16 protein-coding genes and 1 pseudogene are annotated in these 19,079 nt (G+C 61.6%); 2 read left to right on the top strand and 15 right to left on the bottom strand.

From position 1 onward, the window contains the following. Positions 1–85 precede the first annotated feature (85 nt). Both serA and FF124_RS09880 read right to left on the bottom strand, forming a co-directional pair. Positions 86–1,681 (bottom strand): phosphoglycerate dehydrogenase, encoded by a 1,596-nt coding sequence (gene serA, locus FF124_RS09885; protein ID WP_138748335.1) that lies wholly within the window; start codon positions 1,679–1,681, stop codon positions 86–88. 91 nt (positions 1,682–1,772) lie between these two features. Next, entirely contained in the window at positions 1,773–2,942 is a 1,170-nt protein-coding gene (locus FF124_RS09880) for a phosphoserine transaminase (RefSeq protein WP_138748334.1), read from the bottom strand. Between the two features lie 345 nt (positions 2,943–3,287). Here FF124_RS09880 and FF124_RS09875 point away from each other — a divergent pair, with 345 nt between their 5' ends. Continuing rightward, a complete protein-coding gene (locus FF124_RS09875) occupies positions 3,288–4,397 on the top strand; it encodes a linear amide C-N hydrolase (protein WP_138748333.1) in 1,110 nt (369 codons plus the stop codon). A 230-nt stretch (positions 4,398–4,627) separates the two neighbouring features. On the opposite strand, the pseudogene FF124_RS20775 reads toward FF124_RS09875, so the two are convergent. The 13 genes and pseudogenes from FF124_RS20775 to ybgC all read right to left on the bottom strand — a co-directional run bounded on the left by FF124_RS20775 (position 4,628) and on the right by ybgC (position 17,661). Beyond that, positions 4,628–5,037 (bottom strand): annotated as a pseudogene (locus FF124_RS20775) (linear amide C-N hydrolase). Positions 5,038–5,235: 198 nt separating this feature from the next. Continuing rightward, a complete protein-coding gene (locus FF124_RS20770; RefSeq protein ID WP_246072350.1) occupies positions 5,236–5,490 on the bottom strand; it encodes a linear amide C-N hydrolase in 255 nt (84 codons plus the stop codon). 284 nt (positions 5,491–5,774) lie between these two features. After that, complete coding sequence (locus FF124_RS09865; protein ID WP_138748332.1) at positions 5,775–6,227, bottom strand: hypothetical protein; 453 nt, start codon at positions 6,225–6,227, stop codon at positions 5,775–5,777. Between the two features lie 224 nt (positions 6,228–6,451). Then, a complete protein-coding gene (gene glmM / locus FF124_RS09860; protein WP_138748331.1) occupies positions 6,452–7,810 on the bottom strand; it encodes a phosphoglucosamine mutase in 1,359 nt (452 codons plus the stop codon). Between the two features lie 217 nt (positions 7,811–8,027). After that, positions 8,028–9,974 carry an ATP-dependent zinc metalloprotease FtsH gene (gene ftsH / locus FF124_RS09855; RefSeq protein WP_138748330.1) on the bottom strand — a complete coding sequence of 649 codons (1,947 nt, stop codon included), beginning with the start codon at positions 9,972–9,974 and terminating at the stop codon, positions 8,028–8,030. Positions 9,975–10,084: 110 nt separating this feature from the next. Beyond that, a complete protein-coding gene (gene tilS, locus FF124_RS09850; RefSeq protein WP_138748329.1) occupies positions 10,085–11,407 on the bottom strand; it encodes a tRNA lysidine(34) synthetase TilS in 1,323 nt (440 codons plus the stop codon). After that, the gene (gene ybgF / locus FF124_RS09845) at positions 11,401–12,219 is read right to left on the bottom strand and encodes a tol-pal system protein YbgF (protein ID WP_138748328.1); all 819 of its coding nucleotides are present in this window, start codon (positions 12,217–12,219) and stop codon (positions 11,401–11,403) included. Before ybgF ends, tilS begins: the two co-directional genes overlap by 7 nt. 160 nt (positions 12,220–12,379) lie before the next feature. Continuing rightward, complete coding sequence (gene pal / locus FF124_RS09840) at positions 12,380–12,925, bottom strand: peptidoglycan-associated lipoprotein Pal (protein WP_138748327.1); 546 nt, start codon at positions 12,923–12,925, stop codon at positions 12,380–12,382. Between the two features lie 208 nt (positions 12,926–13,133). Further along, positions 13,134–14,441, bottom strand: a complete 1,308-nt coding sequence (gene tolB / locus FF124_RS09835; protein WP_138748326.1) for a Tol-Pal system beta propeller repeat protein TolB — start codon at positions 14,439–14,441, stop codon at positions 13,134–13,136. A 79-nt stretch (positions 14,442–14,520) separates the two neighbouring features. Then, positions 14,521–15,669: a hypothetical protein gene (locus tag FF124_RS09830; protein ID WP_138748325.1), complete on the bottom strand. Its 1,149-nt coding sequence runs from the start codon at positions 15,667–15,669 to the stop codon at positions 14,521–14,523. Between the two features lie 9 nt (positions 15,670–15,678). Continuing rightward, positions 15,679–16,131 carry a protein TolR gene (gene tolR, locus FF124_RS09825; protein ID WP_138748324.1) on the bottom strand — a complete coding sequence of 151 codons (453 nt, stop codon included), beginning with the start codon at positions 16,129–16,131 and terminating at the stop codon, positions 15,679–15,681. An 18-nt stretch (positions 16,132–16,149) separates the two neighbouring features. Beyond that, positions 16,150–16,869 carry a protein TolQ gene (gene tolQ / locus FF124_RS09820; protein WP_138748323.1) on the bottom strand — a complete coding sequence of 240 codons (720 nt, stop codon included), beginning with the start codon at positions 16,867–16,869 and terminating at the stop codon, positions 16,150–16,152. Positions 16,870–17,190: 321 nt separating this feature from the next. Beyond that, on the bottom strand, positions 17,191–17,661 hold the full coding sequence (gene ybgC, locus FF124_RS09815; protein WP_138748322.1) for a tol-pal system-associated acyl-CoA thioesterase: 471 nt from the start codon (positions 17,659–17,661) through the stop codon (positions 17,191–17,193). A gap of 195 nt (positions 17,662–17,856) precedes the next feature. Between ybgC and FF124_RS09810 the strand changes: the two genes are divergently transcribed. Continuing rightward, positions 17,857–19,077 (top strand): NAD-dependent epimerase/dehydratase family protein, encoded by a 1,221-nt coding sequence (locus tag FF124_RS09810; RefSeq protein ID WP_138748321.1) that lies wholly within the window; start codon positions 17,857–17,859, stop codon positions 19,075–19,077. Positions 19,078–19,079: the final 2 nt, after the last annotated feature.

The raw sequence follows: 19,079 nt of genomic DNA, 5'->3' as shown, positions 1-19,079 counted from the left end.
GATACCTAATGCATCCTGACCACAAGAAAAGCCCGGCTGCCTGTTTCAGGCAACCGGGCTTGCTGCATTTTCTTTCAAAAAAGCCTTATTCGACGGAGAATTCCAGCGGCTTAGCCTGCTTGATGGCTTCATGGCCGAGCAGCTTGTCGAGCACTTCCGGGGTTGGCTGTTCGTCGACATAGAGAAGCGCGATCGCATCGCCGCCCTGATTGTCGCGGCCGAGCTGGAAGTTGGCGATGTTGACGCCGGCCTGGCCCAGCGTCGTGCCCATGAAACCGATCATGCCGGGCACGTCGGTGTTGGAGATGTAGACCATGTGCCGGCCGACATCGGCATCCATGTTGATGCCCTTGATCTGGATGAAGCGCGGCTTGCCGTCGGAGAACACCGTGCCGGCAACCGAACGGGTCTGCTTTTCCGTCGTGATCGTCAGCTTGATGTAGCCGTCATAGACGCCCGACTTGTCGCGGCGGGTCTCCTGCAGGATGATGCCCTTGTCCTTGAGCATGATCGGCGCGGACACCATGTTGACGTCAGCCACCAGCGGGCGCAGCAGGCCGGCGAGCAGGGCGCTTGTCAGCGCCGTGGTGTTCATCTGCGCGAAATTGCCGTCGTAGAGAACCTCGACTTCCTTGATCGGGTTTTCCGTCACCTGCCCTGCGAATTCGCCGAGCACTTCGGCGAGCTTGATCACCGGCTTCAGGCGCGGCGCTTCATCGGCCGAGATCGACGGCATGTTGATGGCGTTGGTGACGGCGCCCTTCAAAAGGTAATCCGACATCTGGTCGGCGACCTGCAGCGCCACGTTTTCCTGGGCTTCCGTGGTCGAAGCGCCGAGATGCGGCGTGCAGACGACGTTGTCCAGGCCGAAGAGCGGGCTCTCGGTGGCCGGTTCGGTTTCGAACACGTCAAAGCCTGCGCCTGCGACATGACCGGACTTGATGGCTTCGGCAAGCGCTGCCTCATCCACGAGGCCACCGCGAGCGCAGTTGATGATGCGAACGCCCTTCTTGGTCTTGGCAATCGCTTCGGCATTGAGGATGCCGCGTGTCTTGTCCGTCATCGGAACGTGCAGCGTGATGAAATCGGCCTTGGCAAGAAGCTCGTCGAGGTCGACCTTGGTGACGCCCATCTTCTCGGCCTTTTCCTGCGACAGGAAGGGGTCGTAGGCGATCACATTCATCTTGAGCCCGATGGCGCGGTCGCAGACGATCGAGCCGATATTGCCGGCGCCGATGACGCCGAGCGTCTTGCCGGTGATCTCGACGCCCATGAATTTCGATTTTTCCCACTTGCCGGCCTGGGTGGAAACGTCGGCCGCGGGGATCTGGCGGGCAACGGCCAGCATCAGCGAAATCGCATGTTCGGCCGTCGTGATCGAGTTGCCGAACGGCGTGTTCATGACGATGATGCCGCGGCGCGAGGCGGCCGGGATATCGACATTGTCGACGCCGATGCCGGCGCGACCGATGACCTTGAGATTGGTCGCTGCTTCGATCAGCTTTTCAGTCGCCTTGGTGGCCGAACGGATCGCCAGGCCGTCATACTGGCCGATGATCTCGAGCAGCTTTTCCTTGTCCTTGCCGAGCTTCGGCTGGAAGTCGACATCAATGCCGCGATCCTTGAAGATCTGGACGGCGGCTTCCGACAGGGCGTCGGATACGAGTACGCGAGGTGCCATGATGGCCTCCTTCAAAATGGGGTCATTGTCGGGAATGATGAGCCCGCGCCTCTCCGTCAAAGGCGGCGCGAGCCTTGTCAATTCGCCTCGCTTAAGCCGCGAGCTTGGCTTTTTCGGTTTTGAAGGCCCAGTCGAGCCAGCCCATCAGGGCTTCCATATCGGCGGTTTCAACCGTGGAGCCGGCCCAGATGCGTAGGCCCGACGGCGCATCGCGATAGGCGCCGATATCATAGGCCACGCCTTCCTTGTCGAGCGCGGAGACGATCGCCTTGGCGAAGGCCGCCTGGGCTGCATCATCGAGCTTGACGACGTCCGGATCGACGATCTTCAGGCAGACCGACGTATTGGAACGGGTCGCCGGGTCTTCAGCCAGGTTCTCGATCCAGTCGTTCTTGTCGACGAAATCGAAGATCACCTTTGCATTGGCGTCGGCGCGGGCAACCAGACCATCAAGACCGCCGACGGACTTCGACCATTTCAGCGCATCGAGATAGTCCTCGACGCAAAGCATGGAAGGCGTGTTGATCGTCTCGCCGACGAAGATGCCTTCGATCAGCTTGCCGCCCTTGGTCATGCGAAAGATCTTCGGCAGCGGCCAGGCGGGCGTATAGGTCTCGAGACGCTGCACGGCGCGCGGCGAGAGGATCAGAATGCCGTGGCCGCCCTCGCCGCCGAGAACCTTCTGCCAGGAGAAGGTCACGACATCGAGCTTATTGAAGTCGACCTTCTGCGCAAACACAGCCGAGGTGGCGTCGCAGATGGTCAGGCCCTTGCGGTCAGCGGGAATGAAATCGGCGTTCGGCACGCGCACGCCGGAGGTCGTGCCGTTCCAGGTGAAGACCACGTCATTGTCGAAATTGACAGTGGAAAGGTCGGGGAGCTGGCCATAGGGCGCTTCGATCTTGCGCGCGTCCTTCAGCTTCAGCTGCTTGATCACATCGGTGACCCAGCCGGCGCCAAATGATTCCCATGCGAGCATATCGACGCCGCGTTCGCCAAGCAGCGACCAGAGCGCCATCTCGACGGCGCCGGTATCTGAAGCCGGCACGATGCCGATGCGATAGTCGCCCGGAACGTCGAGCACTTCGCGGGTCAGGTCGATAGCCTCTTTCAGCTTCGCCTTGCCGATTTTCGCGCGGTGGGAACGGCCAAGGGCGGCGTCATTCAACGCTTCAGGCGTCCAACCGGGACGCTTCGCACAGGGGCCGGAAGAAAAGCGGGGATTGACCGGACGCACGTCCGGCTTGGTCATATCTGTCATATCTCTACCCTTTCAGATAGTAGCCTCTCGTTGGGGAGAGGTGTCCCGCCGCCGGATATACGGGAGGCATTGAAAATAGGCAAGGGAAAAGATGACTTGGTGATGACGGCCTGCAAGACGGTCAGGCGCGGCGCGGTGTTGACGCATCGGCATATGCGGCGATGGAGGCCGCCGTTTTCCGGGCAAAGGGACCGTTCCGCCCGGACTTTTTCTGGCACTTTACCTTAAGGCGGTTGTTGCAACCGCGATCTCCCGCCTAACGTTCATAGGCCAACAGAGATCAGCGCACATTGTTGAAATGAATAGATAATCCAGCGCGATCCAAAGAGGAGAGGAATAGGGGACATGTCTAGAAAGCTAAGCTTGGGGGCGCGCATCGCCACCTGCGCCATGGCGGCATCGATGATGCTGGGCTCGGTCGCGGAAGCCTGCACGGGCATTACGATGACAGCCAAGGACGGCACCGTGGTGCGGGGACGCACGATGGAGTTCGGCATCGATATCAAATCCGATGTTATCCTCGTGCCACGCGGACTGGACCGCACGGCCACGGCGCCTGACGGCAAAAAAGGCAAAAACTGGAAGGTAAAATATGCCAATGTGGGCACCAATGCGTTGGGGATGCCCGTCGTTATCGACGGTTTGAACGAAAAGGGGCTTTCAGCCGGCATTTTCTACTTCATGGACTATGCGGACTATCAGCCGTTCACGGCAGGAGACGAATCCAAGACGATCGCGCCTTGGGAGGTTGTCTCCTATATCCTCGACAATTTTGCCACGATTGAAGATGTCCGCGCCGGCATTCAGGACGTTGTTGTGCCCGCCGTTGTTTTCAAACAGTGGAACATGGTCATGCCGGTCCACTATTATGTGGCCGATCCTTCCGGCAACAGGCTGGTTATCGAATATTCAGACGGAAAGCTGAACCTTTACGACGATCCGATCGGCACATTCACCAATCAGCCGACCTTCCCCTGGCATCTGGTGAATCTCAACAACTACGTCAATCTTGACCTGTGGAACGTCAAAGAGAAGAAAATCGGCGATCTCACAGTGCCAGGTCTTGGCGAGGGAACCGGCTTGCTGGGCCTGCCGGGCGACTTCACGCCGCCCTCGCGTTTTGTTCGCGCCGCGATCTACTCAAATGGCGAGTTCAACACCGAGACCGGTGAAGACACTGTCTTTGAAATGTTCCACATCCTTAACAATTTCGACATCCCCCGCGGCGTTGTGCGGACCGGTCGGGAAAAGGATGATCACGGCAACATCATTGCTGACTACACGCAGTGGACAAGCGCCAACGACACGTCCAGCTTGACCTTCTATCTTCGGACATACGACGATTCAGCAATACGCAAGGTCAGCCTCAATGAGGAAAATCTTGACGCCAAGGAAATCAAGACATGGAAACTGGACGAGACTGAACAGTTCTACAGCCTTGGAAAGCCTGAATAGGACTTGTCTTCGGCAATGACGGCGTCTCGCGAACAGCCGTCATTGCCTGACCCTGGCTGACGATGCGTTGAGACAGAAAAACAGAGGCGGCTGCGCGTGTCCGCTGGACGACGTCACGCCGCGCAAGAAAGATCCGGCCCGTCAGGGCCGGTCATTTTGTCAGTGAAAGGTAAAGGCACGCCGGAAAAGCCCTTCGGAACGCCTTGACTGTCCGGCGCATCGCGCTTTTCTCAGGCGGCGGCGCGCACACTGGAGATCACCTCGACAAGGCCGGAGACAACGCGCTCGACCTGGGCTGTATCGACGACCGCTGCCCACTGCGTGTCGTCGGAAACCGTGTTGCCGTTCTCGCTCGGTTCAACGCCGTGCGAGTAGATCGCCGCCCGCCCGAATCGCGAGGGCGAGGTGAAATCGCCGGGCATGCCGAGCAGGCCCGCGCCCTGGCCAAGACCCTCAATCGTCACATCGCCAAGCTTTGCGGCGGCACATTGTCAACGCGAAGATTGACGTAGTTCTGCAGATTGGTCATGTGCCAGTCGAAGGGTGGATTGTCGCTCACCTGCAGTTTTCCGCCGACCTGTTCGATCACGATCGTCTTGCCGGAAGCATCGGTGACGACGAAGTGGACCGGCAACACCATGTTGAACTGCTTGAAGATGCCGGCGCGACGACGATATCGGAAAGCGCCGCCTTCACCTCATCGACCGTGGCGAAATTGTCGAGAATATAAGAGCCAAGCTGCCAGCAGCCATTGTCCTGGCAGCGTCTTCCGGCTTGTAGGGCTGCTATTCTGCCGCCGGGGCAAAATAGCACAGGCCGATCGAAAGGCCCTTCCCGTTCACGCCGTCAACCAGATAGGGCAGCCCCATGGGTTCGCGCCGATGCTGGCATATCTGGCCTTCCAGCCCAGGCATTTCTCGCGGCCCTGCGTCTCTCCGGTGCGTTCCGTGCCCCGCGGCACCAGGATGACGGAGGCATCGACATCGACGTTGAACTCCATCGTGCGCGCACGCACCACATCGCCGTCCCCGGCCGTCAGCGTGATGCCCGCAAAGGCTTCGGCAACAGACGTTGAAAACACAACGCAAGCCAATGCCGCCGCCGCGCGCTTCCTGCCCTTCAAAGAAAAGATTTTCGTGAAACTTCATCCTTGCAATTGATACGATCCGATCGGTCTGGATTACCGAGGCGAAGTTTTGACGACGATGCGCCTGAAACCACCCGGATCAGTGAAATCAATAGTTTGACAATCTTCACCGCGTCAACGAACCAGAAGAGGTACGCCCAATTTTGGTATGAGAGGTGCCTGCGGTCCCTGCTGTCTGGTAACAAGGGCCCTTCGATGCCTGACCTCGGTCATCGGCATTCTTGCGAGGATCAAAGTCCGAGCTTGCGAATAACCCAGGTATAGCTTCCCTTGACGGCATCGACCGGTGCGATGACCACAGTCCGGATCTGTTCCCTGTCGGGCAATACGGAAGCGGCCTTGTCGAGAGCGCCGTCTGCGAGAATCAGCAACCTGTTTCCATGCTCCGGCACGTGGCCGTCATCCCCGGGCTGCGGTCCGGCAGCAAGCCGAGTGCGCGCTTCGGGTATCCCTGTGACGGCAATGCCGCCAAGCGCCGCTTCAATCGGCTCGTCCGCAGACCGGCAAACCCCGATGACGCTCGCATATTCGGAATATTTGTAATGGCTGAGATCGCGCTCCAGCGCCTCGTCGCAAAGAGCGACGCTTTCATAGGTATCCGGCGAGGTATCGATGTACTGGCACCGGGTCAGGCTGTCATCGCAGCCGAGAATGGTCACCACGATCAAAGCTGCTGCAGACATCTGCTTGTCCCCTTGCTTCACAAAACCCTTCAGCGCCACAACGCCGTGTGATGGTGCAACAGGAATATGGCCAGATTCGTCCGGTCAAAGCCGGAGCGGCACAGGAAATCGAAGAAAACATGCCGAAGGGCATCGCCGCTTTGGAAAATGCCCGAAACGCCAGACTCAGCGGGCGAAGAGCCGCGCCCGCGATCAGGCGATGAAACGTCTGATGTTCGAAAAACTCAGGCGGCGTCGCGCACGTTGGAGATCACGTCGATGAGGCCGGAGACGACGCGCTCGACCTGGGCGGGATCGTCGCCCTCGGCCATGACGCGGATCAGCGGCTCGGTGCCTGACGGGCGGATGACGAGGCGTCCCCTGCCCTTCAGCTCGGCTTCCGCATCGGCGATCGCCTGCTTGACGCTGCCGTCTTCCAGCGGCACGGCGCCTGCCGAAATGCGGACATTGCGCAGAAGCTGGGGCACGGGATCGAACTTGCGACAAACCTCGCTCACCGGCTTGTCCGCCCGCTTGACGGCGGCAAGGATCTGCAGCGCGGCCACCAGGCCATCGCCGGTCGTGCCGAAGTCGGAGAGTACGATATGGCCGGACTGTTCGCCGCCAACATTGTTGCCATGCTTGCGCATATATTCGACCACATAGCGGTCGCCGACCTTGGTGCGCACGAGATCAAGCCCCCTGGCATTCAGGTGGCGTTCGAGACCGAGATTGGACATCACGGTCGCCACGAGGCCGTTGCCCTTGAGCTCGCCGTCATCGGCAAGATTGCCCACGATCACGGCCATCAGCTGGTCGCCGTCGATGATATTGCCCTTCTCGTCGACGATGATCACCCGGTCGGCGTCGCCGTCGAGCGCGATGCCGATATCGGCGCGCACCTCGTGCACCTTGGCCTGCAGCGTCTTCGGATAGGTCGAGCCGCATTCCTTGTTGATGTTGAGGCCGTTCGGCTCCGTCCCGATCGTCACCACGTCGGCGCCCAGTTCCCAGAGCGCGGTCGGAGCCGCCTTGTAGGCAGCGCCGTTGGCGCAGTCGACGACGACGCGCAACCCGTGCAGGGTCACGTCGCGGGGAAGCGTGCGCTTGACGAATTCGATATAGCGGTAAATGTCGCCCTCGACGCGGCTGGCGCGGCCGATCTCGTTGGAGCGGGCGAGCTGCGAATAGAAATCGTCGCGATCGACAAGCGCCTCGATCCGGGCCTCGATCTCGTCCGACATCTTGTAGCCGTCCGGACCGAAAAGCTTGATACCGTTATCAGCGAAGGGATTGTGAGAGGCGGAAATCATGACGCCGACATCGGCCCTGAGAGAGCGCGTCAGCATGGCAACGGCCGGTGTCGGGATCGGACCCAGCAGGTAGACATTGAGGCCGGCGGCGGTAAAGCCCGCGACCAGCGCGTTCTCCAGCATGTAGCCCGACAGCCGCGTGTCCTTGCCGATCACCACGCGGCGGGCGTGGTCGTTGCGGCGAAAGATCGTGCCGACAGCGATCCCGACCCGCATGGCGAGGTCAGGCGTCATCGGGAAAGTATTGGAAAGACCCCGAATGCCGTCGGTACCGAAATATTTGCGTGCCATGTCGTTCCTCGTCTGGGCCGCCGCGGGAGCGACCGTCATCATTCTGCCAGGCATATGCTAAGGCGATCTCTTGGCAGAAAATCGTCGTCAAGGCACCTAAAATAACGTCAACAACGCTAACATGACGTTACCGGAACGTGCATCGCAGGGTTTCAGGAGGGCGGCCGGGGAACGTCGAGACAAAAAAACCGCCGGTCGGCGCCGGCGGTTCTTCCTGTCAGTTCGGCTGCGGCTTGAAGCCGTCGCCTTCCGTGCCATCCGAAGGCTTGCCCGAGGGCGCGTCCTTCTTCGGCCCCATGGAGGGCACCGCCGAGCCGCGCGAGGGCGGGGTATCGTCGCCAAGGTCGCGCGAAGGCTTTTCGCCCCGCAGGATCGCCTTGATCTCGTCGCCGGAGAGCGTCTCGTATTCGAGCAGGCCCTCGGCAAGCGCGACGAAGCCGTCGTGGTTTTCCTTCAGGATCCTGGTCGCCTCGACATAGGCCTCGTCGATCAGACGCCGCACCTCCGAATCGATCTTCTGTGCGGTCGATTCCGAGACATTCTTCGACTGCGACACCGAATGGCCGAGGAAGACCTCCTGCTGGTTCTCGCCATAGGAAACCTGGCCGAGTTCGTCGGAAAAGCCCCACTGCGTCACCATCGCACGGGCAAGCTTGGTCGCCTGCTCGATATCGGAGGATGCGCCGGAGGTGATGTTGTCCTTGCCGAAGGTGATCTCCTCGGCAACGCGTCCGCCCATCATGATCGCAAGCCGCGAGATCATCCATTTGTAGCTCATGGAATAGCGGTCGCCCTCGGGCAACTGCATCACCATGCCAAGCGCGCGGCCGCGCGGAATGATCGTCGCCTTGTGGACAGGATCGGCCACCGGCACCTTCAGCGCCACCATGGCATGTCCGGCCTCGTGATAGGCCGTCAGCTTCTTTTCCGCCTCGGTCATCGCGGTGGATCGCCGCTCGGCGCCCATCATGATCTTGTCCTTGGCATCCTCGAACTCGGCCATGGTGACAAGGCGCTTGTTGCGCCGGGCCGCCATCAGCGCCGCCTCGTTGACGAGATTCATCAAGTCGGCACCGGAAAAGCCCGGCGTACCGCGTGCGACGACCTTGAGGTCGACATTCGGCGCCAGCGGCGTGTTGCGGGCATGGACCTTGAGGATGCGTTCGCGGCCGACGATATCCGGGTTCGGCACCACGACCTGACGGTCGAAACGACCGGGACGCAGGAGCGCCGGATCGAGAACGTCGGGACGGTTGGTCGCGGCGATCAGGATGATGCCCTCATTGGCCTCGAAGCCATCCATCTCCACCAGAAGCTGGTTCAACGTCTGCTCGCGTTCGTCATTGCCGCCGCCGAGACCGGCGCCGCGATGACGACCGACCGCATCGATTTCGTCGATGAAGATGATGCAGGGTGCGTTTTTCTTGGCCTGCTCGAACATGTCGCGCACACGGGACGCGCCGACGCCGACGAACATTTCGACGAAGTCGGAACCGGAAATGGTGAAGAACGGCACATTGGCCTCACCGGCGACCGAACGCGCCAGCAGCGTCTTGCCCGTGCCGGGCGGGCCGACAAGCAGGACGCCGCGCGGAATACGGCCGCCGAGACGCTGGAACTTCTGCGGATCGCGCAGGAATTCAACGATTTCTTCCAGGTCCTGCTTGGCCTCGTCAACGCCGGCGACATCGTCAAACGTCACGCGGCCATGGGCCTCCGTCAAAAGCTTGGCCTTGGACTTGCCGAAGCCCATCGCGCCGCGCGAACCGCCCTGCATCTGGCGCATGAAGAACAGCCAGACGCCGAGGATCAAAAGCATGGGCAGAAGCGTGCCGACATAGCTCAGGATGCCGCCCGAACCGTCGCTGACCGGCTTCGCCGTGACGTCGACATTGTTGTTCTCGAGCTTGGTGAGCAGGTTGTCGTCGATGACCGGGGCATAGGTGTGGAAGGGCGACCCGCCACTCGTGTAAGTGCCGGTGATGTTGTTGCCGGTGATGGTCACTTCCTTGACCCTGCCGGATTCAACACTGGTCACGAATTGCGAATAGGCCACCTGGTTGCCGGTGTTCTGCGACGGCGTCGACTGGAACATGCTGAACAGCGCGACCAGCAGCAACGCGATTATGGCCCACAGCGCAATATTGCGTAGGTTTGGGTTCATTAAACTCCCCGAAATCATATGTCCGGCACGTCAGAATGCCGCTGAATTACGCCTAACATAGGGTCCGTGCCATGTCTTGCCAAGACAAGCCCGTCCCAAGATTCATTTTCTCAACGCAAATAGGCTAATGCCGGATCAGGATAGGCCGGGCGGGCGAAAGCCTCCGCCAGACTATTGGCAAGCGCGAGGTCGAAACCCGGCAGGAAACGGTCGAACGGCGCCAGATACGGTGAGCAGGAAACCCCGCTGGCGGCAGGCACAGCGGGACGAACCGCCCCTGCAAGCCGCGCAAGACGACGCGGCAGACCTGCGATATGGTCGGGATCGTCCGCCCCGTCTCCGACAGCGCGGATGCGCCGCGGTTCGCATGCGCGGTTTTCGATGCGAAAACGTCCATCCCAGACTGCTGCCCCTCCGGGTGCGATTTCGGCGTCAACAAGCGCCCGCCCTTCGCGCAGGATGAAGAGCGAATGCCGGTGCTTCTCGAACAGACAGCGCCCGGCCGTCATGCGCGCGCCATGGGGGGCGGCGCACAGCGCCATCGCCCGGTCGAGCGCCGCGCCGCCCGGCCCATAGGCGAGGCCGCCCAAGGCGGGGATCAGAATATTGAGAAGATAGCGCGCCGGATCGTGTTCACTCGCAAACCGCCCCGCATCGATCTCGGCGACAATTCCGTCATGAAGCGTAACCGCGTCGGCGAAAAGCGCTGCGGCTCTGAGTGACAGGGCTTCACGCGCACGCGCAGCCTTCTCCGCCTCATTGGCCAGCACCTCGACGCGGTTGTGCAGCAGGCGGCGCATGCGCACGCGCTCAAAACGGGTGTCGTCATTGCTTGGGTCGTCGATCCAGCGAAGATCGCGCGCATTGAGAAAAGCCCGGATATCCTCGCGCCGCACATGAAGAAGGGGGCGCACGGCCCAGATTGCGCCGCCGACCAGCGTTCGCCCGGCCATGCCGCTCGCAAGCGCGGATCCGTTGCGCGCACGGCGCATGGCCAGGGTTTCGGCCTGATCCTCCATCGTATGGGCAAGCACGATGGCATCGGCGCCGATGCGCTCTGCCTCGCCGCCGAGCAGTCGATAGCGGGCGTTGCGCGCCGCGGCCATCAGTCCCGAGGCCGGCTTCTCACCCTCCCACAGCAGCGTCCGGTGAGCCACGCCGAGCCGCGCGCAGCGCGACGCGACCCATGCCGCCTCCTCGGCCGCCGCCGCGCGCAGGCCGTGGTCAACGGTTGCCGCCCACAGCCTGACGTCAGGCCTGCCCGAGGCAATCCGCATCTCATCCAGCGCCGTCAGCAGGCCAAACGAATCGCCGCCGCCGGAAACGGCAACGAGGAGATGGCAATCTTTCTTAAGCGAAAGCAGGAATTGCCGTGCAGCGGCCTCAACCGCGCAGGCATTGGGGGAAACGGCGGCCGGGGCCGACGTCAGCATCCGTTGGCCGTCAGTTCCGCGCTCGCCTTGTCGAGAACCGCGCGGGCGGCGTCCGGATAGCGCACGGGCACTTCGGCGAAGGTGGCGCAGGCGGCGTCCTTGTTATCCATGCCGGCCAGCGACTGGCCAAGCTTCAACAGCATTTCCGGCGCCTTGTCGGATGTGCCATAGGCCTTGTAGGCGTTCAGGAAGGTCTTGGCGGCCTCGTTGTATTTCTGTTGCGCCAGCATCGATTCGCCGAGCCAGAAGCTCGCATCGGGAATGAGCGGACTGTTCGGATAGCTCAGTACGAACTCGCCGAAGGCCTCCTCGGCCTGCTGGTAATCGCCGGACAGGATTAGGTTGTAGGCAACATTGTAGAAGGCGGCGTCGTTGCCGCCGCCTTCAGCGCCCTCCGGCAGGTCGGGCGAGACGTCGCCGGGGATGGCGGCGTCGTTCATGGCGCTGTCGGGCATCGGCGGCGGGTTGTCGATCGACGCTGTTTCATTGTCCTGCCCGCTGCCCGACGAAGGCGGCGCGGCCATGCCGCTTTCCAGGTCCTGCAGGCGGAACTCCATGTCCTCCTGCAATTTGCGGATCCGTTCCTCCATCTGCAGCAGCTGGAAGCTCAGGTCCTCGACCTGGCCGTTGAGGTTCCGGACCTGCTCCTCAAGCTGCATGATCCGCATGGCGGGGTCGGTCGCCTGAACCTGAACCACCTGCCCTTGGTTGCCGCCGGTTGCCGGAAACAGCGACAGGCCGGCGGCCGAAGCGCTTGCCTGCATGCCAAGGACGGCGGAGCCTGCCAGCAGACACAAAATTGCTTTTCTCATGATCCCTTTCCCAAAAACTGTCCCTGAAACCAGTAAAACAGACCTGCACGTTCACCGACATGCCGTTTTCGGCCATATTTAGATCAAAACGCATTTTCATGCACTGCGGACACAAAAAAACCGGCGCGAGGCCGGTTTTTTCTTCATCGATCCGTCCGGATCAGCTTCCCGCGCCGCGTAGGACGGTCACCGTGCGGCGGTTCTGCGACCAGCAGGAAATATTGTCGCAGACGGCGACGGGGCGTTCCTTGCCGTAGGAAATCGTCGAGATCCGGTTGGCCGGAATGCCGCGCGAGACGAGATAGTTCTTGGTGGCCGTGGCGCGGCGCGCGCCGAGCGCCAAGTTATATTCGCGGGTACCGCGTTCATCGGCATGGCCCTCGATGCGGATGGCGTAGCTGGTGTAGCGTTGCAGCCACTGGGCCTGCTTGTCGAGCGTCTGGGCGGCAATCGGCGTGATCGCCGCCGAATCGGTCTCGAAATAGACCGTGTCGCCGACATTGAGGTCAAAATCCTGAACGCTGCCGGCAGAAGCGACGCCCGCATTGGCGCCTGCCATGCCCTGGCCGGTGCCCGGCAGATTGCCATCCTGCTTGGATGCGCAGCCGGCAAGGCCAAGCGCCATGACCGCGCACAGCGCGACGATAGCAGGCCTCATCGCCCTTTTCCTGGAAAGGCCTTCAACTCCAAGCATGGCTCGGCTCATTACCGCTCTCCTTCAAGCGTTCCAATCAAGTGTCCGACATCATCGGGTCGGCTCAGATACGCGATTTTTATTCCGTGACGGCCGTGCGCTGCTTGCATCATGCGCACCTGCCGGTGTTGACGAAATGACCTAGCAAATCGCCGTTAATCCCCCCTCAACGAATATCGTTAACAAAGGGTAAATGCGAGGCCAAAACCCTCAAGCGCCGCTATTCGAGAAGCGGCGACCAGGCTGGGTCGGAGGCGAAATCAGGCGTCGAAATACGCTGTTCGTTATAGCCTGTCAGGTCGATGGAATAAAGGTGCGGACCGCCCTCCCCGGCATTCTGGCGGAAGAACATGAGCACGCGACCGTTCGGCGCCCAGGTCGGTCCCTCATTGTGGAAGCCGGTCGTCAGGATACGTTCGCCGCTGCCGTCCGGCTTCATCACGCCAATGGAGAACTTGCCGCCGGACTGCTTGGTAAAGGCGATCAGATCGCCGCGCGGCGACCAGACCGGCGTCGAATAGCTGCCGTCGCCAAAGGAGATGCGGTGCTGGTTCGAACCATCGGCATTCATCACGTAAAGCTGCTGGCGCCCGCCGCGATCGCTTTCGAACACAATCTGGTTACCATCGGGCGCATAGGACGGCGACGTGTCGATCGCAGCCGTGCTGGTCAGCCGCGTCGTCGCGCGGGTCCTCAGATCCATCGTATAGATATTGGCGTTGCCGTCCTGCTGCAGGCTCATAATGATGCGCTGGCCGTCGGGCGAGAAGCGCGGCGCGAATGTCATGCCGGGGAAATTCCCGACGACCTCGCGCTGACCGGTCTCCAGCTGCAGCAGATAAACGCGCGGCTGGTCGTTCTCATAGGACATGTAGGTGACTTCCTGCCGGTTGGGCGAGAAGCGCGGCGTCAGCACCATATACTGGCCGTCGGTCAGCATCCGCACATTGTAGCCGTCCTGATCCATGATCGCGAGCTGACGCTTGCGGTCGGTCTTCGGGCCGCTTTCGGAAACGTAGACGATGCGGCTGTCGAAATAACCCTGCTCACCCGTCAGCGCCTGGTAGATCGAATCGGCGATGATATGGGCGACGCGCCGCCAGTTGTCGGGCTGGGTGTAGAATTGCTGGCCGATGATCTGCTGGCCGGCATAGGTGTCCCACAGCCGGAACTCCGAACGCAGGCGGCCATCCGCCTCGCGGGTGACGCGGCCGACCACAAGCGCCTCCGCGTTGATCAGCTGCCAGTCCTGGAAACGCGGCGTCTGGTCGGGATCATTGATCTGCTGGATGAAGGCCGAGCGGTCGATCGGCTTGAACAGGCCGGAACGCTGGAGGTCCGCGGCGATAACGCCGGAAATATCAGCGCCGAGCCCGTCATCGGAAATGAAATCGGTGATCGCGATCGGCAGCGGCTGGACATTGCCGCGCGAGATGTCGATCTCGACCAGCGCATAGGCCGGCGCCACGAAAACGAGGCCGAGGCCGGCCCAGGCGACAGAAAGAAATACGAGACAGCGTTTGAGCATGACAGGTCAGGCCTTTCAGCGTTGAGTGCGACGGTCTGATGCGGCGGGCTGGTGCCCTCCGCTTTCCTCCGGTTATCCGTTAAAGCATCTGGCTCGGGTCAAAGTTCACGATAACCTCGCTCCAGGCGTCATATTTTTCCGGCGGAAGTTGGACGAAAGGCGAGGATTTCAGCACCGCGCGGCGGGCGCCGCCGGCCAAGATCCGCCGCGCGCTCTCGCTGCCGCCGGTTGCGGTCACCTCGGGCGTTCCGACAATCGCACCGGATGGATCAAGCTTCATGTGTATGCGTATGCGCACGCCTTCCGCGCCGTCAAGCCCGGCAAGGATCGACCAGTTGCGCTGGATCTGGCCGCGCAGCGCGTCGAGTTCGCTCTGGGAAAGCTGCGCGGAATTGCTGGGGCGCTGCGTGCCGAGGGCCGCCGGCGTTTCCGTGCGCCGCGCGCCGCCGCCGGTCGCCTCGGTGCGGTTCAAAAGCGCGGCGATGTCGTCGACATTGAAATCGTCGGTCTCGGTCGAGGCCGTCGTCTGGCTGTCGGTGCGCGGGGCTTCGGCCGTGCGCGTCTCACGTAAAGCCGGCCGCTCGGGACGGCGCGTCGGCAGGGGCGCTTGGTCGGGGAAGGCCAGTTCGGGCTCTGCCGGCTCGGCCGGCGGAGCGGGCTCCGGTTCAGGCGCGCTGGCCTCGGCCGGCTCCGGCGTTGGTGCGGGCGCGGGTTCAGGCGTTTCAACGGCTTCCGGCTCGGGCGCGGGTTCCGGTGCCGGGGTCGGCTCGGGCGCAGGTGCCGGCTCGGGTTCCGGCGCGGGCGCCGGTTCGGGCTCGGGACGCGGCGCAGGCTCCGGCACGGGCGGCGGCGGGGCCTCGGCCACGTCGTCCTGCGGCGCGGGTTCGGGCGTTTCGGCGGCGGAAGGCGTCGGCAGCGCCGCCTGCTCCTGTTCCACATTGTCAGGCGTCGCCTGTTCCGCCCTGTTCAGGTCGATCTCGTTTTCGCCGACATTCTGCGCATCGGCCACCTGGTCCTGACGCCGCGTCGGGACGGGTGCTGCGATCTCGGCAAGCTCCGCGTCCTGATCGCCTTCCTGCACCTGGGTGATATCCTGGACCGGGATCAGCGTCACCGGCAGGGCATCGACATCCGCCACTTCCATGGACGGCGGCGAGCCGAGCAGAAACACTGCCCAGCCGATGACCAGACAGTGCAGAACAAAGGAAATGGCGAAGCTGCGCGTCATGGCGGGAAATCAGCTATCCTGTTCCTGCAGGGTCACCAGGCCGATATTCTTGAAACCCGCCGCCGAAATCCGGGCCATCACCCGCATCACCGTGCCGTAATCGGCATTGGCATCGCCGCGCACATAGATGCGCTCGGAATAGCCGGTCGTCGCGATCGCCTCGAGTTTCGGCACGACCTCGTCGATACCGATCTCGGTTTCCTGCAGATAGATCTGGCCTTCCGGATTGACGGAAATCGTGATCGGCTGGGTATCGGAATTGAGCGCCTGCGCCTGCGTTTCCGGAAGGTCGATCGGCACGCCGACGGTCATCATCGGCGCGGCGACCATGAAGATGATCAAGAGCACGAGCATGACGTCGACGAGCGGCGTCACGTTGATTTCGCTGACGGGGCCGCGCCGGGCGCGTCTTCGTCCCCGGCGGCTGCCGCCCGAGGCGCTTGTTCCTGCGGTCATTCCCATATCGCAATCTCCCTCGGATTATTCCGCGGCCGGGCGCGACTGGAGTTTCTCATCGATCTGACGCGACAGGATCGCGGCGAATTCGTCGGCAAAGCCTTCCATACGGCCCACCAGCTTTCCGCTGTCGGCGGAGAACTTGTTGTAGGCGACAACGGCGGGAATGGCGGCGACGAGACCGATGGCGGTGGCCAGAAGCGCCTCGGCAATGCCGGGGGCGACAACGGCGAGATTGGTCGATTTCGAACCGGCGATCGCCTGGAACGAGGTCATGATGCCGACCACCGTGCCGAAGAGACCGATAAAGGGCGCCGCCGAACCGGTGCTGGCGAGGAAGCCGAGGCGGGCCTCCAGCTTTTCCGATTCGCGCTGGATAGCGACATCCATCGCCTTTTCCACGCGCATCTGCAGGCCTACGGGGGCACGCGCGCCGCGCTCGAAGGACTTCTTCCACTCGCGCATGGCAGCCACGAAAACCGCCGACATGCCGGACGTCTTGCGCTCGGAAAGGTTCGAATAGAGTTTTTCCAGCGAGGTACCGGACCAGAAGGCATCCTCGAACTGGTTATAGGCGCGGCGTTCCTTGTTGTAGGCGATGATCTTCTCAATCACGATCGCCCACGTCCACACCGAGGCGGCAATCAGGCCGATCATGACCAGTTTGACGATCAGTCCGGCCTGCATGAAGAGCGCCAGCAGGCCGACATCGGCGTGTGCTGCTTCCAACCCAAGCTGTTCCATGTGACAAAAGTCCTTGAATATATGGGCCCGTTTGACCGGGCGGGTACGGTTAGAGCCGCCTGCGAGTTACGTGTTCGATTTGCGATGGGATTGCGAAGCTTCCGCATATTAGTTTCATCTCGTACAAAAACGTGGTGAAACCTAGGCAAAACAGCCCGAAATCCCGCTTCTCACATGAAACATGATCATGGTTAACGCCCGGTTACCAGAGGGCCGAAACCCCTGAAATCCATGGCGCGCGCCGAGGATCACGCCCCCGCAGGGCGATGGCGGAATTCCTTCACATAATACTCATGTTTTAGCAAGCCCGATGCAGCAGGGTCAGGCTTCCTCTCCCCTTGCCTGCAGCAATGTCGCCGCCAGATCGTCCGGCATCCGTCGGGCGCGGCCGTGTTTGTTGATGACGACCACGGTGACGGTCGCGGTCGTCAAAAGCACGTCGGCAGCGGAAATCGTCTGCTCCAGCACCATGCGCGCGCCGGTCGCCCGCGTCGTTTTCGTGGTGATCTCCAGAATATCATCCATGCGCGCCGGCCGGATGAATTTGAGGTCCATGTGATGGACGGCGAAGGCCAGTCCTTCCTCGTCGATCGTGTGCAGCGTGCGCTGTTCAACGCCGAGGCAGCGCAGGTAGTCGGTGCGGCCGCGCTCAAGGAAGTGCAGGTAACGGGCATGATAGACGACGCCGGAGAAATCCGTGTCCTCGTAATAGACCCGCTGTCGCAGATGATGCTCGCCGTCTTCGAGCCAGCCGCTCAGATCCGCAGAATTTCCGTCACTTTTGCCTGTCATATCCGGTCCCGCATCGTGTTTTCGCGCTCTCTCCTAGTCTCACGGCCGCCGCCGGCGCAATGGAGAAATCTTGGTCGGGCAGCGTGCTTTGCCGGCATCGGGAGAGATTGCGTAAAAAAACCATTGCATTTATGTCATACTGGTTTCGGTTAATAGCGAAATTCACTGCATGACAAAACGGATCGGAGTGGCTCCATGAAAATTGCGGTTATGGGCGGAGACGGGTTCATCGGATGGCCCACGTCGCTGCATCTGTCTGATGCCGGACACGAAATCCATATCATCGACAACCTGTCGCGGCGCTGGATCGACACCGAGCTCGGCGTCCAGTCGCTGACGCCGATGGATTCGATCCAGGAACGCACCCGCATCTGGCACGCGGAAACCGGCCGCCGGATCCATTTCCACCTGATCGATCTCGCCAAGGACTACGAGATCCTGAAGAAATGGCTTGCAGACGAAAAGCCGGACGCCATCATCCATTTCGCCGAACAGCGCGCCGCCCCCTATTCGATGAAGTCGGACCGGCACAAGAACTACACGGTCGACAACAATGTGAGCGCGACGCACAATCTTCTGAACGCGCTGGTCGAGATCGGTCTCGATTCCCACATCATCCACCTCGGCACGATGGGCGTCTATGGCTATTCGACCGTCGGCGCGGCGATCCCGGAAGGCTATCTGCCGGTGGATATCGAGGCGACGACCGGCGAAAAGGTCAGCCAGGAAATCCTCTATCCATCGAACCCCGGCTCGATCTACCACATGACCAAGTGCCTGGATCAGCTTCTCTTCGCCTTCTATGCCAAGAATGACGGCCTTCGCATCACCGACCTGCATCAGGGCATCGTCTGGGGCACGCATACCGAGCAGACCAAGCGCCATCCGCAGTTGATCAACCGTTTCGATTATGACGGCGATTACGGCACCGTGCTGAACCGCTTCCTGATCCAGGCGGCGATCGGCTATCCGCTCACCGTCCACGGCGTCGGCGGCCAGACCCGCGCCTTCATCCACATCCAGGATTCGGTGCGCTGCATCGAGCTTGCGCTCAACAATCCGCCGGAGAAGAACGCGCGCGTGGAAATCTTCAACCAGATGACCGAGACCCACCGGGTGCGCGATTTGGCGAAGATGATTTCCGAAATGTCCGGCACAGAGATTGCCTGGCTGCCCAACCCGCGCAAGGAAGCGCCGGAGAACGACCTGATCGTCAAGAACGACAAGTTCCTCTCCCTCGGCCTTAACCCGACGACGCTGAAGGAAGGGCTTCTGGAAGAGATCGTCGACATTGCCAAGAAATACGCCTATCGCGTCGATCGCAAGCGCGTTCCGGCCGTTTCGGCCTGGACCAAGGACATTGCCACCAAGATCAACCGCGATCCCGAAGGCAAGTCGCTGAAATCGGTTTCGTGATC

This window comes from Martelella lutilitoris, from assembly GCF_005924265.1.
GTDB lineage: Bacteria > Pseudomonadota > Alphaproteobacteria > Rhizobiales > Rhizobiaceae > Martelella > Martelella lutilitoris.
Note: the sequence above shows the minus strand (reverse complement) of the source record. Positions and strands in the feature narration are given on the sequence as shown.

What these genes read in the sequence shown, in the direction of transcription:
- tilS (WP_138748329.1), bottom strand. Translation starts at nt 11,407, where the DNA reads ATGCTGACGTCGGCCCCGGCCGCCGTTTCCCCCAATGCCTGCGCGGTT.
- tolQ (WP_138748323.1), bottom strand. Translation starts at nt 16,869, where the DNA reads ATGGAACAGCTTGGGTTGGAAGCAGCACACGCCGATGTCGGCCTGCTG.
- pal (WP_138748327.1), bottom strand. Translation starts at nt 12,925, where the DNA reads ATGAGCCGAGCCATGCTTGGAGTTGAAGGCCTTTCCAGGAAAAGGGCG.
- tolR (WP_138748324.1), bottom strand. Translation starts at nt 16,131, where the DNA reads ATGGGAATGACCGCAGGAACAAGCGCCTCGGGCGGCAGCCGCCGGGGA.
- glmM (WP_138748331.1), bottom strand. Translation starts at nt 7,810, where the DNA reads ATGGCACGCAAATATTTCGGTACCGACGGCATTCGGGGTCTTTCCAAT.
- tolB (WP_138748326.1), bottom strand. Translation starts at nt 14,441, where the DNA reads ATGCTCAAACGCTGTCTCGTATTTCTTTCTGTCGCCTGGGCCGGCCTC.
- FF124_RS09830 (WP_138748325.1), bottom strand. Translation starts at nt 15,669, where the DNA reads ATGACGCGCAGCTTCGCCATTTCCTTTGTTCTGCACTGTCTGGTCATC.
- FF124_RS09880 (WP_138748334.1), bottom strand. Translation starts at nt 2,942, where the DNA reads ATGACAGATATGACCAAGCCGGACGTGCGTCCGGTCAATCCCCGCTTT.
- ybgF (WP_138748328.1), bottom strand. Translation starts at nt 12,219, where the DNA reads ATGAGAAAAGCAATTTTGTGTCTGCTGGCAGGCTCCGCCGTCCTTGGC.
- FF124_RS09810 (WP_138748321.1), top strand. Translation starts at nt 17,857, where the DNA reads ATGAAAATTGCGGTTATGGGCGGAGACGGGTTCATCGGATGGCCCACG.
- FF124_RS09875 (WP_138748333.1), top strand. Translation starts at nt 3,288, where the DNA reads ATGTCTAGAAAGCTAAGCTTGGGGGCGCGCATCGCCACCTGCGCCATG.
- ftsH (WP_138748330.1), bottom strand. Translation starts at nt 9,974, where the DNA reads ATGAACCCAAACCTACGCAATATTGCGCTGTGGGCCATAATCGCGTTG.
- serA (WP_138748335.1), bottom strand. Translation starts at nt 1,681, where the DNA reads ATGGCACCTCGCGTACTCGTATCCGACGCCCTGTCGGAAGCCGCCGTC.
- ybgC (WP_138748322.1), bottom strand. Translation starts at nt 17,661, where the DNA reads ATGACAGGCAAAAGTGACGGAAATTCTGCGGATCTGAGCGGCTGGCTC.
- FF124_RS09865 (WP_138748332.1), bottom strand. Translation starts at nt 6,227, where the DNA reads ATGTCTGCAGCAGCTTTGATCGTGGTGACCATTCTCGGCTGCGATGAC.